This window comes from Streptomyces sp. NRRL F-5755 (genome assembly GCF_001279365.1).
Classification (GTDB): Bacteria; Actinomycetota; Actinomycetes; order Streptomycetales; family Streptomycetaceae; genus Streptomyces; species Streptomyces rimosus.
The window spans coordinates 1-13,387 of the sequence record NZ_LGCW01000036.1 but is presented as its reverse complement, the minus strand read 5'-3'; the positions used below and the strand labels follow the sequence as shown (position 1 = coordinate 13,387).

Below are 13,387 nucleotides of genomic sequence, written 5' to 3'. Positions count from 1 at the left end.
CGGGAGCAGCCGGACCCGTCTCGCACGGGTTCCGACTGCCCCCTGCCGCCGTAAGCGGTTATGTTCTTCGCGCCCCGCTCAGGGGCGGCTGCGTCGGATCAGCCCTTGACCTTGATGTTGCTGAAGACGGGGACGCTGAAGGGGTTGAGCGCGACGTCGGAGACGTTCTCCGACCAGCCGACGGTGCCGTTCTGGTAGAAGAGCGGGATGTTCACCGCGTCCTGGATGACGATCTTCTCGGCCTGCTTGTAGATGTCGGTGGCCTTCTTGATGTCCGTCTCGGCGGCGGCCTCGTCCATCAGCTTGTCGAATTCCTTGTTGCTCCACTTGCCGTCGTTGGAGCTGGACCCCGTCTTGTACAGCGGGGTGAGGAAGTTCTCGATGTGCGGGTAGTCCATCTGCCAGCCGGCACGGAACGGCCCGTTCATCTCGCCCTTGGTGATCTGGTTGCGGAAGTCACCGAAGGTACCGACCGGGTTGCCGACGCACGCCTTGTCGTCGCCGAGGACCTGGTTGATGCTGTTGCAGGCCGCGTCCGCCCACTGCTTGTGGGAGTCCTTGTCGGCGTTGTAGCTGATGGTCAGCTTGCCGCCGGGGATGCCGCCGCCCTCCTGGATGAGCTTCTTGGCCTCGGTCGGGTTGTAGGTGCAGACGTCGCCGCACATGTTCTTGTCGTAGCCGTTGGCCTCGCCGAGCACCGGGGCGGTGAGGTCGACCATCGGCGTACGGGTGCCGTTGTAGATCTTCTCCGTGATGCTCTTGCGGTCGATCGCCATGGAGATGCCCTTACGGACCTTCTCCATGCCCGGCTTGTTCCACTCCGGCTTGTAGAACGGGAAGGTGACGGCCTGGTAGATACCGGCGGGCTGGGTGAAGTAGTTGCCCTTGAGGTCGTTCTTGGCGTTCTTGATCTGCTCCGCCGGGATGTCGTCGTCGACATCGAGGTTGCCGGCCTGGAGGGCGGCGTACGCGGCGTTGGAGTCGGTGAAGACCTGGAGCAGCACGCCCTTGTTCTGCGGCTTGTGCTCACCGGCGTAGTACTTGTTCGGGACGAGCTTCATCAGCTTGCCCCGCTCGTACGACTCGACGGCGTAGGGGCCGTTGCCGACCGGCTTCTTCAGGTATTCCTCGTGCTTGTCGAAGAACAGCTTGGGCAGCGGCGCGAACGCCTTGTAGCCCAGGCGGACCGGCCAGGTGCCGAACTTCTTGCTCAGCTTGACGGTGAAGGTGGTGTCGTCCACGACCTTCAGGCCGGACAGCGTCTGGGCGGTCGGCTTGCCCTCCTCCGGCGAGGTCTTGTCGTAGCCCTCGATGTCGGAGAAGAAGTAGGCGTTCTTCTGCTTGTTGGTGGCCAGCGCCGCGTAGTTCCAGGCGTCCACGAACGACTTGGCGGTGATCGCCTCGCCGTTGGAGAACTTCAGACCCTTCTTGATCTTGATGGTGAAGTTCTGGGCGTCCGACGTCTCGATCGACTCGGCGGCGGCGTTCTTCGCCTCGCCGGTCTTCGGGTCGTACTCCTTCAGATTCATGAAGATCTGGTCCAGCACCTTGCCGCCGAGCACCTCATTGGTGTTCGCGGGCTCCAACGGGTTCTGCGGGTCACCCCAGTTGGCCCGGACGAAGCCGGCCTCGGCACCCGAACTACCGCTGCTTCCACCGCACGCCGTCGCCGACAGGGCGATGGCTATCGCCCCTGCGATCCAGGTGGCGCTCTTGGCACCGCGCATGGGACTGCCTCCTCATGAGTCCATTCACTTCATGGAAAGGAGCTGCCCGCAGCTGACACCCCTGACAGCCAGCGACCAGCCCCTGCTGCTCGTGAGTCGGCGCTCCCCACAGCGCGTGACCCATTGACCCGAGCTCAATGCCCCCCAGTCTCAGTCACCTTCGCCCCATAAACCACGTGTAAGGGGTCTCGGTTTGGTCACATCCGTTTTCCGGAAGTTCGGAATCCGGACAAACCAAACCATCCAGACGGTAACGAAACGGACTGTCGGCGCACCACATCGCGATCTTCGTCCGCAATTCGGACTCACCATGGCCGGATCGCAATCGAAATCTTGTTGACTCATTGCGTTCATCTGCGATATCGGCTGCGCCATGGCGGGAAACGGAAAGCGCCCCACCGGACGGAGAATCCGGTGGGGCGCTCTCGGAGCGTAATCGCCGCTCGTACGCCGGGGATCACCCGGCGTGACGGATCAGCGCTTGGCGCGCGACGCCGTCCGGGCCCGCTCGCGGGCGTCCAGGACGACCTTGCGGATACGGACCGCCTCCGGGGTGACCTCGACGCACTCGTCGTCGCGGCAGAACTCCAGCGACTGCTCCAGAGAGAGCTTGCGCGGCGGCACGATCGACTCCGCGACATCGGCCGTGGAGGAGCGCATGTTCGTGAGCTTCTTCTCCTTGGTGATGTTCACGTCCATGTCGTCGGAGCGCGAGTTCTCACCGACGATCATGCCCTCGTACACCTCGGTGCCCGGCTCCACGAAGAGCACGCCGCGCTCCTGGAGGTTGGTCATCGCGAAAGCGGTGACCGCGCCCGCCCGGTCGGCGACCAGCGAACCGTTGTTACGGGTGGTCAGGGTGCCGAACCAGGGCTCGTGGCCCTCGTGGATGGAGTGCGCGATGCCGGTACCGCGGGTGTTGGTCAGGAACTCCGTACGGAAGCCGATCAGGCCGCGGGACGGCACGACGAACTCCATGCGGACCCAGCCCGAGCCGTGGTTGGACATGTTGTCCATCCGGCCCTTGCGCACGCCCATGAGCTGGGTGACCGCGCCCATGTGCTCCTCGGGCACATCGATCGTCATGCGCTCGACCGGCTCGTAGGTCTTGCCGTCGACCTCCTTGGTGACCACCTGCGGCTTGCCGATGGTCATCTCGAAGCCCTCGCGGCGCATCTGCTCGACCAGGATGGCCAGCGCCAGCTCACCGCGGCCCTGCACCTCCCAGGCGTCCGGGCGCTCGGTGTCCAGCACGCGCAGCGAGACGTTGCCGATCAGCTCGCGCTCCAGGCGGTCCTTGACCTGGCGGGCGGTCACCTTGCGGTCCTTGACCGCGGCCTTGGCGTCCGCGCCCTTGCCGGTGCCGCCGCGGCCGACCAGCGGGGAGGTGTTGGTGCCGATGGTCATCGAGATCGCGGGCTCGTCGACCGTGATCAGCGGCAGCGCGACCGGGTTCTCCGGGTCGGCCAGCGTCTCACCGATCATGATGTCGGGGATGCCGGCGACGGCGCAGATGTCGCCCGGGCCCGCCACCTCGGCCGGCTTGCGGGTCAGCGCCTCGGTCATCATCAGCTCGGTGATGCGGACGTTCTGGACGGACCCGTCGCGCTTCATCCACGCCACGGTCTGGCCCTTGCGCAGCTCGCCCTGCTCGACGCGGAGCAGCGCGATACGGCCGAGGAAGTTGTCCGCGTCCAGGTTGGTGACGTGCGCCTGGAGGGGGGCCGACTCGTCGTACTCGGGGGCCGGGACGGTCTCCAGCAGCGTGGAGAAGAACGGCTCCAGGTTGTCGCTGTCCTGCGGGACGGTGCCGTCCTCGGGCTTGGTCAGCGAGGCGACGCCGTCACGGGCGCAGGCGTAGACGATCGGGAACTCGATCTGGTCCTCGTCCGCGTCCAGGTCCAGGAACAGGTCGTAGGTCTCGTCGACGACCTCGGCGATGCGCGAGTCCGGGCGGTCGGTCTTGTTGATGCACAGGATGACCGGCATCTTCGCGGCCAGTGCCTTGCGCAGCACGAAGCGGGTCTGCGGCAGCGGGCCCTCGGAGGCGTCCACCAGCAGCACGACCGCGTCCACCATCGACAGACCGCGCTCGACCTCGCCGCCGAAGTCGGCGTGGCCGGGTGTGTCGATGATGTTGATGGTGATCGGGTCCCCGCCGTCCTTGGGGTGATACTTCACCGCCGTGTTCTTGGCGAGGATCGTGATGCCTTTCTCACGCTCCAGGTCGTTCGAGTCCATCATGCGCTCGTCGAGGTTCTCCGCGGCGTGCGCGGCGAACGAGCCGGCCTGCTTGAGCATGGCGTCGACGAGGGTCGTCTTGCCGTGGTCGACGTGGGCGACGATGGCGACGTTACGAATGTCGTGGCGCGTGGGCATACTGCGGCGCTTCTCCCGGATCGTGGATGGCTGCACGTACGGTCCGGTACGTGTGCCTGCCGGGCATGAAGACGCCACGGCCTCACCTCATCGTACGTGGCCGGGGCGGACTCGGCCGCCCCAGGTCGCACGGACCGCCTCTGACCTGCGGCGATGCAAATCCGAACGGGAATCGTGCACCGGTTGGGCACCTGTCGTCCCCCGCCCGGCCGGGTGGCCGACGGGTGCGCGTCACCGGTCCGTACGGCAGCGGGACGGCCGCCCCGGTGATCGTCCGGGGCGGCCGTCCCGCCGTGTGGAGCCCGTTGTCAGCTCTTCTTGAAGCCGATGTCCTGGTAGCGCGGCGTCGAGAAGCCGAACGCACCCGCGTTGACCAGGTTCTTCTTCGCCGCGACGACCTCGGGGCGCTGATAGAGCGGTACCGAGCCGGCCGCCGCCCAGATCCGGGCGTCGGCGCGCTCGACCAGCTCGCGGGAGGCGTCCTCGTCCAGCTCGGCCGCCGCCTGGTCGAAGAGCTGGTCGATGTGGTCGGTGCCGACCCGGGTGTAGTTCTGTTCGACGGTCAGGCTGCCGTCGGCGGCGGGCTGCGGCTTGGCGTAGATCGGGCGGCCGTCGGTGGCCGGGTAGGCGGAGCCGGGCCAGGTGTAGAGCGCCAGGTCGAAGTCGCCGGCGGCGATGTGATCCTCGAAGTAGCTCTTGTCCGGCACCTTCCGTACGACGGTCTGCACCCCGATCCGGGCGAGCATCGCGGAGATCCGGTCGGCCACCGTGCGCAGCCGCTCGGAGCCGGGGCCGTCCGGCAGCACGAAGCGCAGCGCGAGCGGCTTGCCGTCCTTCTTCACGGCGGCCGGGCCGCCCGCGGCGGGATCGGCCGGGCCGGCCAGCGCCAGGACGTCCGCGCCGACCGGCTTGCCGTCGGCCGCCCGGCCCGGCCCGTCCGGGGTCCGTACGCCGCCGGGCGCCGGGGCCACCTCGATCATCTCGGCGGCGCTCAGCGCGTTGGCCGCCAGCATCTCGTAGCGCCGGTAGTCCGCGTATGCAGCGGTGGCCGTGTTGCCCTCGGCGGTGGTGCGCCGGTCGGCGGCGGCGGTCTTGTAGAAGACGGCGCTCTGCCGCAGCAGCGTGGAGCGCTGGAGGTCGGCGGCCCGTACGCCGGCCGAGGACAGCGGCGTCGTGGGTACGGTGCCGACCCGGACCACGTCGCCCCCCTTGTCGTCGTGCCCGGCGTCCACCTTCTTGTCCGACTGCTGCGGCTGGGCCGCACCGCCGGGCGCCCGCCAGCCCGCGTCGGCCAGCATCGCCCGCGCGGCCCCGGTGTCCGGTCCGCCGAGAGCGCCGCTGTGGTCCGCGTAGCCGGGCTGGCCCGCCATCAGCAGGTGGCTGCCGAGCGGGCGGTTCGGCAGGCCGAGGGGCTTGAGCACGCTGTCGGCCAGCTTCTGCCGGTCGATGGCGCGGGCCACTGCGCGGCGTACCCGTTCGTCGCTGAGCGGGTTGGTGCTGCCGTTGAGGGCGAGCTGGGTGTAGGCGGGTTCCAGGGCTTTGCGGACGGTGTAGGCGCGCAGCGCCTGCTGCTCGGCGGTGGCCGCGCGGTGCGGCGGTACGTCGTCGCCGCCCGGGGCCGGGGAGCGCTCGGCGTCGTTCTCCGCGCCCTCCGCGCGCCCGGCTTGTGAAGCCGCGTCGGGCGCCCCGGCGCTCGGTGAGCCCGCGTGGGGCGAGCCGGCGCCGGACGAACCGGTGCCCGGCGACCCGGCCTCCCCCGACGCGCTGCCCGCCGGGGCGGACGGCGCGGGCCGGCCCGCCGCGGTGATCTTGCGGGCGTCCTCCGGGTCCACCTCGGCCAGGTCGAGCGTCCCGGCGGCCAGCGCGGCGGCCCGCTTCTCGCGCGGCACCGCCGTCAGCACCACCTTATCCAGCTTGGCGGGCGCGCCCCACCACTTCGGGTCGCGCGCGAGGGTGAGGGTGCCCGCCTGCTCGTCACGGCCCTGCACCGCGAACGGCCCGGCCGTCTCCTTCAGCTGTTCGCGCGCGCCGTCGTTGAAGGCGCGCGCGTCGCCCATCACGCTCTTCGGGTACAGCGGTGTGAACAGCGACTTCCAGTCGGCGTACGGCTTGGCGAAGGTGACCTTGACCTCGCGTGCGCTGCCGCCCTGCTCGACCTTCTCGATCCGGTCGTACCCGGCGTTGCGCGCGCTCCAGTACGCGTTGTCCTTGCCGCGCAGCGCGTTCCACTGGGCGGCGAAGTCCTCGGGTCCGACGGCGCGTCCGTCGCTCCACCGGGCCTTCGGGTTGATCTTGTAGACGACGGTCTGGCGGGGTTCGCGGTCGGTGACGTCGGCGGCGGCCAGGTAGTCCGGGTTGCGCTGCGGACGGCCGCGCTGGTCCAGGGTGAACAGCCGGGGCAGTACGGCCTCGGTGACGCGCCGCGTGGCGGCGTCCGCGCGCGGCTGGAAGGCGTTCAGGGTGCCGGGCACGGCGTCCACCGCCCAGCGCAGCGTGCCGCCCTGGCGCACCCGGTCGCGGGCGGTGGCGGCGATGTCCTGGGCGCCGGGGGCGGCCTCCTCGGCGTCGTCGCCCCCGCCGCAGCCGGTCAGCACCGGCAGCGGCAGCAGCACTCCCGCGGCGAGGAGCGCGGCGCGGCGGCGCCTGCGGCAGGCCGTACCGCCTGGCCTGACGGGGTGGGTCATCACGGTTACCTCCGGGGCTCGCCCGCGCCGGACCACCGCGGCGGGCCGCGGGGCCACGGATCACGTTCGGCCGACTTTGCGGCTCATCACATCTATGGCTCCACCACTGAAGGCGACCGGCCCCCGTGCGGGCGGGCGACACGTCGGCCACGGCCGGGAAGGCCACCCGCCCGGCCCAACCGCGCGCGCTGTGCCGGTGGTCCCGGTGCGCGCGGGACCTCGTACGCGAGACCGTCCGGCCCCGGCCGTCCGGGCCGCGCGCGGGGAGAGCGTACGGGCCCGCGCCCGCTGGCGTACGCGCCGCCGTACAAACGCACGCCCCGCGGTACGGACCGACGGCGCACACCTGCCGAAACACGCCGGTCCGGTTCCGCAATCGCGGCAGATCCCTTCCCAATCGCGACTGTGACGCGCGACACTCGCAGGCGCACGCCGCTGCACCCGGGCCGGTGTCCGGGGCCGCGCGGAACGGTGCCGACCACACCCGCGGAGGTGAGGCAAGTCATGTCACTTCAGGACGACCTGACGGCTGTTCAGCGCAACCTGGACGATCTGGAACGGTCGGTCGGCCAGCTGGAGCGACGGGTCGGCGGCGGCCTGGACATACGCCGCGTGCGCAGCGACACGGATCATTTGCGCGAAAGCCTGCAACTGCTGCGGGAGGGCGCCGCCGGACCGTCCCGCGCGCGTCCGGCAGGCGGCGGGTCCGCCCCCGCACCGGGCCCCGAGATGGTGACCATCCCGGACACGCCGTACGACACCGCCCTGTGGGCCGGCGCGGAGGACGAGGGCCTCGGCGCGCTCGGCCGCCGGGCGCCGTAGGGCACACGCCCGTACCGCCACCGAGCGCCACCCGTCCCACCCCCCAGACAGCCGTCCACGGAGACCGACGTTGGCCACTGGCACCGAACCCCAACCGCATACCGACGCACGCGGCGCGAACGGCGCGGCCGGCCCGTACAGCGCCGGAGTGCGCGCCCCTTCGCGCGCCGCGATTTCCGCCCGCCACCTGCGCACCGACCGCTGGTGGCTGTACCCCGCCACGACCGCGGCGGGCCTGTTCGCCTTCGTCGTCTACTCGACCTGGCGGGCGTTCGCGAACGCGGACTACTACTCCGCGCCCTACGTCTCGCCGTTCTACTCGCCGTGCCTGGCGGAGAACTGCCACCCGATGCGCGGCGGCCCCAACTGGGAGATCTTCGGCGCCTGGTGGGGCCTGTCCCCCGCGCTGCTGATCCTGATCTTCCCGCTGGGCTTCCGGCTGACCTGCTACTACTACCGCAAGGCGTACTACCGCGGCTTCTGGGCCTCGCCGCCGGCCTGCGCGGTCGCCGAGCCGCACAAGAAGTACACCGGTGAGACCCGCTTCCCGCTGATCCTCCAGAACATCCACCGCTACTTCTTCTACTTCGCGGTGCTCGTGGCGGGCATCCTCACCTACGACACGGCGCTCACCTTCAGGAACGCGGACTACGAGTGGGGCCACATGGGGCTCGGCACCCTGGTCTTCCTCGTCAACATCGCGCTGATCTGGGCGTACACGATCTCCTGCCACTCCTGCCGGCACATCATCGGCGGCCGGCTGCGGCACTTTTCCAAACACCCGGTGCGCTACCGCCTGTGGGGCTGGGTCGGCAAGCTCAACGCACGGCACGCGGCGCTCGCCTGGGCCTCGCTGATCAGCGTGGCCGCCGCCGACTTCTACGTCTTCCTGCTCGCCACCGGGGTCTTCGACGACCCGCGGTTCTTCTAGGAAGGGTGCCTGGTGATGACGCAGCTGGACCGGCAGGAGTGGGACGTCGTCGTGGTGGGCGCGGGCGGCGCCGGGCTGCGCGCCGCCATCGAGGCCCGGGAACAGGGCATGCGGACGGCCGTGATCTGCAAGTCGCTGTTCGGCAAGGCGCATACGGTGATGGCCGAGGGCGGCATCGCGGCCAGCATGGGCAACGTCAACGAGGGCGACAACTGGCGGGTGCACTTCCGCGACACCATGCGGGGCGGCAAGTTCCTCAACCACTGGCGGATGGCGGAGCTGCACGCCCGCGAGGCGCCGCAGCGGGTCTGGGAGCTGGAGACCTGGGGCGCGCTGTTCGACCGCACCCCGGACGGCCGGATCTCGCAGCGCAACTTCGGCGGCCACGAGTACCCGCGCCTGGCGCACGTCGGCGACCGTACGGGCCTGGAGCTGATCCGCACCCTCCAGCAGAAGATCGTCTCCCTCCAGCAGGAGGACGAACGCGAACTGGGCGCGTACGACGCCCGGTTGAAGGTGTTCCAGGAGTGCACCGTCACCCGCGTCCTGAAGGACGGGGACCGGGTGGCCGGCGCGTTCTGCTACGAGCGCGAGTCCGGCCGCTTCTTCGTCCTCCAGGCGCCGTCCGTGGTGCTGGCCACCGGCGGCATCGGCAAGTCCTTCAAGGTGACGTCCAACTCCTGGGAGTACACCGGTGACGGGCACGCGCTCGCGCTGCTCGCCGGGGCCCCGCTGATCAACATGGAGTTCGTCCAGTTCCACCCGACGGGCATGGTCTGGCCGCCGTCCGTCAAGGGCATCCTCGTCACCGAGTCGGTCCGCGGCGACGGCGGGGTGCTGCGCAACAGCGACGGCAAGCGCTTCATGTTCGACTACATCCCGGATGTGTTCAAGGAGAAGTACGCACAGTCCGAGGCCGAGGGCGACCGCTGGTACGACGACCCGGACCACAACCGCCGCCCGCCCGAGCTGCTCCCCCGCGACGAGGTCGCGCGGGCCATCAACGCCGAGGTCAAGGCCGGCCGCGGCTCCCCGCACGGCGGCGTCTTCCTGGACGTGTCCACCCGGATGCCGGCCGAGGTGATCCGGCGGCGGCTGCCGTCCATGCACCACCAGTTCAAGGAGCTGGCGGACGTGGACATCACCGCCGAGGCGATGGAGGTCGGGCCGACCTGCCACTACGTGATGGGCGGCGTCGAGGTCGACCCGGACACCGCGGCGGCCACCGGCGTGCCGGGCCTGTTCGCCGCGGGCGAGGTGGCCGGCGGTATGCACGGCTCCAACCGGCTCGGCGGCAACTCCCTGTCCGACCTGCTGGTCTTCGGCCGCCGGGCGGGCCTGTACGCGGCCGAGTACGCGCGGTCCCGCTCCGCGCGCCCCGCCGCCGACCCGCTCCAGCTCGACGCGGCGGAGGCGGAGGCACTGCGTCCGTTCAGCGCCGAGGGGCCGGACGCCGACCACGCGGGGCGCCCCGCCGAGAACCCGTACACCCTCCACCAGGAACTCCAGCAGTCGATGAACGACCTGGTGGGCATCATCCGCAAGCAGGGCGAGATGGAAGAGGCCCTGGAACGCCTCGCCGACCTGCGGGTACGGGCCCGCCGGGCCGGTGTCGAGGGCCACCGGCAGTACAACCCCGGCTGGCACCTGGCCATCGACCTGCGCAACATGCTGCTGGTCAGCGAGTGCGTGGCGCGGGCGGCCCTGGAGCGTACGGAGTCCCGCGGCGGGCACACCCGGGACGACTACCCGGAGATGGACCGGCGCTGGCGCCGGGTCAACCTGGTCTGCGAACTGGCCGACGGCGGCCCGGACTCCCCGCCGCAGGACCCGGCCACCGGGCAGATCCGCCTCGTCCGCCGCGAGACCCCGCCGATCCGGCCCGACCTGCTGGAGCTGTTCGAGCGGGACGAGCTGGCGAAGTACCTGGCGGAAGAGGAACTGGCGGCCGAGGCCGCGCCTTCCGGACCGGCGGCACCGGCCGCCGGAACGACGGACGACGAGGAGACGAGCCGGTGAGCGCGCAGTCCGACGCCTACAAGGCGCACTTCAGGATCTGGCGGGGCGACGCGGACGGCGGCGGCCTGGAGGACTTCCGCGTCGAGGTCAACGACGGCGAGGTGGTCCTGGACATCATCCACCGGCTCCAGGCCACCCAGGTGCCCGACCTGGCCGTGCGCTGGAACTGCAAGGCGGGCAAGTGCGGCTCGTGCAGCGCGGAGATCAACGGGCGGCCGAAGCTGATGTGCATGACCCGGATGTCGGTCTTCGAGCGCGACGAGACGGTCACCGTCACCCCGATGCGGACCTTCCCGGTCGTCCGCGACCTGGTCACGGACGTCTCCTTCAACTACGCCAAGGCCCGCGAGATCCCCAGCTTCGTCCCGCCGCCCGGCCTGGAGCCGGGCGAGTACCGCATGCGGCAGGAGGACGTGGGCCGCTCGCAGGAGTTCCGCAAGTGCATCGAGTGCTTCCTGTGCCAGGACACCTGCCACGTCGTGCGCGATCACGAGGAGAACAAGTCCGCCTTCGCGGGGCCGCGCTTCCTGATGCGCATCGCGGAACTCGACATGCACCCGCTGGACGCCGCCCCGGAGACCGGCCTCGACCGCAAACGCACCGCCCAGGAGGACCACGGCCTGGGCCACTGCAACATCACCAAATGCTGCACCGAGGTCTGCCCCGAGCACATCCGGATCACCGACAACGCCCTGATCCCGCTGAAGGAACGGTCGGTCGACCGCAAGTACGACCCGCTGGTCTGGCTGGGCAGCAAGATCCGGCGGCGGAACCGTACGGACTGAGGTCCTGGCCCGTACGGCTCCGGCCCCCGCTCAGAACAGGCTCAGCAGGGCGTCCGCCGGATCGGGGATGGCGGTGTCCCCGTCGGGCAGCGCCAGCTCGAACCAGACGGTCTTGCCGCGGGGCGTGCGGCGGCTGCCCCACCCGGCGCTGAGGAGACCGACGAGTTGCAGGCCGCGCCCGCCCTCGTCGGTGTCCCGGGCCCGGCGGCGGCGGGGCTGCGCCAGGTCCGCGTCCCAGACCTCGCACACCAGCGTGCGGTCCAGCAGCAGCCGCAGCCGGATCTCGCCGTGGCCGTGCCGCAGCGCGTTGGTGACCAGTTCGCTGACGAGGAGTTCCGTGGTGTCCACCAGGGCCTCCAGGCCCCAGTCCGTGAGCTGGTCGCGGGCCAGCTCACGGGCGCGGGAGACCGAGCGGGCCTCGGGGGCGAGGTTCCAGTCGCCGACGGAGTCCTTGGGCAGACCGTGCACCCGCGCCATCAGCAGGGCGATGTCGTCCTCGCCGTGCCGGGTGTCCAGCGCGTTCAGTACGTGGTCGCAGACGTCCTCCAGGGGGCGCCCGGTCTCCGACAGGGCCGTACGGAAGGCGCTCAGGCCCTCGTCCAGCGGGTGTTCGCGGGATTCGACCAGGCCGTCCGTGTAGAGGGCGAGCAGCGCGCCGTCGGGCAGTTCGACCTCGGTCTCCTCGAACGGCTCGCCGCCGACGCCGAGCGGCATGCCGGGCGGCACGTCCAGCAGCAGCGCGTCCTCGCCCTCCTCGACCAGGATGGGCGGCAGGTGGCCGGCGTTGGCGAACGTACAGCGCCGGGTGACCGGGTCGTACACGGCGTAGACGCAGGTGGCGAGGTAGACCTCGGACAGGTCGGCGGTGCCGGGGCCCGGCCTGGGCGTCTCGGCCGAGCAGTCAGCGGATGCCTCGGCGGAGGCCGCGGTACGGCTGCGGGGGGCGCGCGCGGCCGTACGGGCGCCGCCTCCGGTGGCCCCGAGCCCGCGCGCGATCTCGTCGAGCGCGGAGAGCACCTCGGCCGGTTCCATGTCGAGCAGCGCCAGGGTGCGTACGGCCGTACGCAGTTCGCCCATCGCGACGGCGGCGCGCAGCCCGCGCCCCATCACGTCGCCGACGACCAGTGCCGTGCGGTGGCCGGGCAGCTCGATGACGTCGAACCAGTCGCCGCCGACCTCGGTCGCGGTGGTCCCCGGCAGATAGCGGCAGGCGATGTCCAGACCTGCCGCCTCCGGGTCGCCCGGGGGCAGCAGGCTGCGCTGGAGGATCAGCGCGCGCTCGTGCTCCCGGCGGTACAGCCGGGCGTTGTCGATACAGACCGCGGCGCGCGCGGCCAGCTCGACGGCGAGGGCGGTGTCCCGTTCGCCGAACGGCTCGCTGCCCTTCGTACGGGAGAACTGCACCAGCCCGACGACCGTGTCCCGGGCGACCATCGGCACCGCGAGCGTCGAGTGCACCACCGCGCCCAGCTCGGCCCGCTCCTCGCCCTCCCGGCCCGGGATGATCTGCGCCTGGGCGGTACGGAGCGCGCCCGCGCACGGGGAGTTGAACGGGTAGCGGTGGACGGCACCGACCTCGACCGGTCCGCACTCCCCCTCGGGGACGCCACAGGCCGTGGTGGCCAGCGGTGCATCCGAGACGGCGCTGGCGAAGGCGACCCGGCGCAGCTCGGCGCTGCCGTCGGCCATCCCCGGCGGCGCCTCGTCACCGGCCAGCAACCCCTGGTAGAGGTCCACCGAGGCCAGGTCGCAGAACTGCGGCACGGCCACGTCCAGCAGCGTGCGGGCGGTGGTCTCCAGGTCCAGGGAATTGCCGATACGGGCACCGGCCTCGTTGAGCAGGGCCAGGTTGCGGCGGGCGCTGGCGGCCTCCCGCTCGGCGCGCCGCCGGCCCGTCACATCGGCGGCGAGGGCCGCGACGCCGATGGGGCGGCCGCTGGCGCCGTGCAGGCGGTACAGGGAGACGGACCAGCGGCGGCGGTCGGCCTCGGTGGGCGCGGGGGAGGGCTCGGCGGCGGGCGGCTCGGGGCTGGCGGGGGC

General features: G+C 71.1%; 8 protein-coding genes. 4 read left to right on the top strand and 4 right to left on the bottom strand.

Annotated elements, in window-relative coordinates:
- Positions 1-98: 98 nt before the first annotated feature.
- From ADK86_RS06445 to ADK86_RS06435, 3 genes are all read right to left on the bottom strand, one after another.
- A complete protein-coding gene (locus ADK86_RS06445) occupies positions 99-1,727 on the bottom strand; it encodes a peptide ABC transporter substrate-binding protein (RefSeq protein WP_053695710.1) in 1,629 nt (542 codons plus the stop codon).
- 474 nt (positions 1,728-2,201) lie between these two features.
- Entirely contained in the window at positions 2,202-4,106 is a 1,905-nt protein-coding gene (gene typA / locus ADK86_RS06440; RefSeq protein ID WP_053695709.1) for a translational GTPase TypA, read from the bottom strand.
- 308 nt (positions 4,107-4,414) lie between these two features.
- Positions 4,415-6,790, bottom strand: a complete 2,376-nt coding sequence (locus tag ADK86_RS06435) for an ABC transporter family substrate-binding protein (RefSeq protein WP_053695708.1) — start codon at positions 6,788-6,790, stop codon at positions 4,415-4,417.
- Between the two features lie 504 nt (positions 6,791-7,294).
- On the opposite strand from ADK86_RS06435, the gene ADK86_RS06430 reads away from it, so the two are divergent.
- The 4 genes from ADK86_RS06430 to ADK86_RS06415 all read left to right on the top strand — a co-directional run bounded on the left by ADK86_RS06430 (position 7,295) and on the right by ADK86_RS06415 (position 11,347).
- Positions 7,295-7,612 (top strand): hypothetical protein, encoded by a 318-nt coding sequence (locus ADK86_RS06430; protein ID WP_053695707.1) that lies wholly within the window; start codon positions 7,295-7,297, stop codon positions 7,610-7,612.
- A 70-nt stretch (positions 7,613-7,682) separates the two neighbouring features.
- On the top strand, positions 7,683-8,543 hold the full coding sequence (locus ADK86_RS06425) for a hypothetical protein (RefSeq protein WP_107088427.1): 861 nt from the start codon (positions 7,683-7,685) through the stop codon (positions 8,541-8,543).
- 15 nt (positions 8,544-8,558) lie between these two features.
- Positions 8,559-10,562, top strand: coding sequence for a fumarate reductase/succinate dehydrogenase flavoprotein subunit (locus ADK86_RS06420; protein ID WP_053695706.1), 2,004 nt, complete (start codon positions 8,559-8,561; stop codon positions 10,560-10,562).
- A complete protein-coding gene (locus ADK86_RS06415; protein ID WP_053695705.1) occupies positions 10,559-11,347 on the top strand; it encodes a succinate dehydrogenase/fumarate reductase iron-sulfur subunit in 789 nt (262 codons plus the stop codon). Before ADK86_RS06420 ends, ADK86_RS06415 begins: the two co-directional genes overlap by 4 nt.
- Positions 11,348-11,377: 30 nt before the next feature.
- On the opposite strand, the gene ADK86_RS06410 is transcribed toward ADK86_RS06415, so the two are convergent.
- Positions 11,378-13,387 (bottom strand): ATP-binding SpoIIE family protein phosphatase (locus ADK86_RS06410; RefSeq protein ID WP_053695704.1); only part of this gene is annotated, 2,010 nt, incomplete at its 5' end.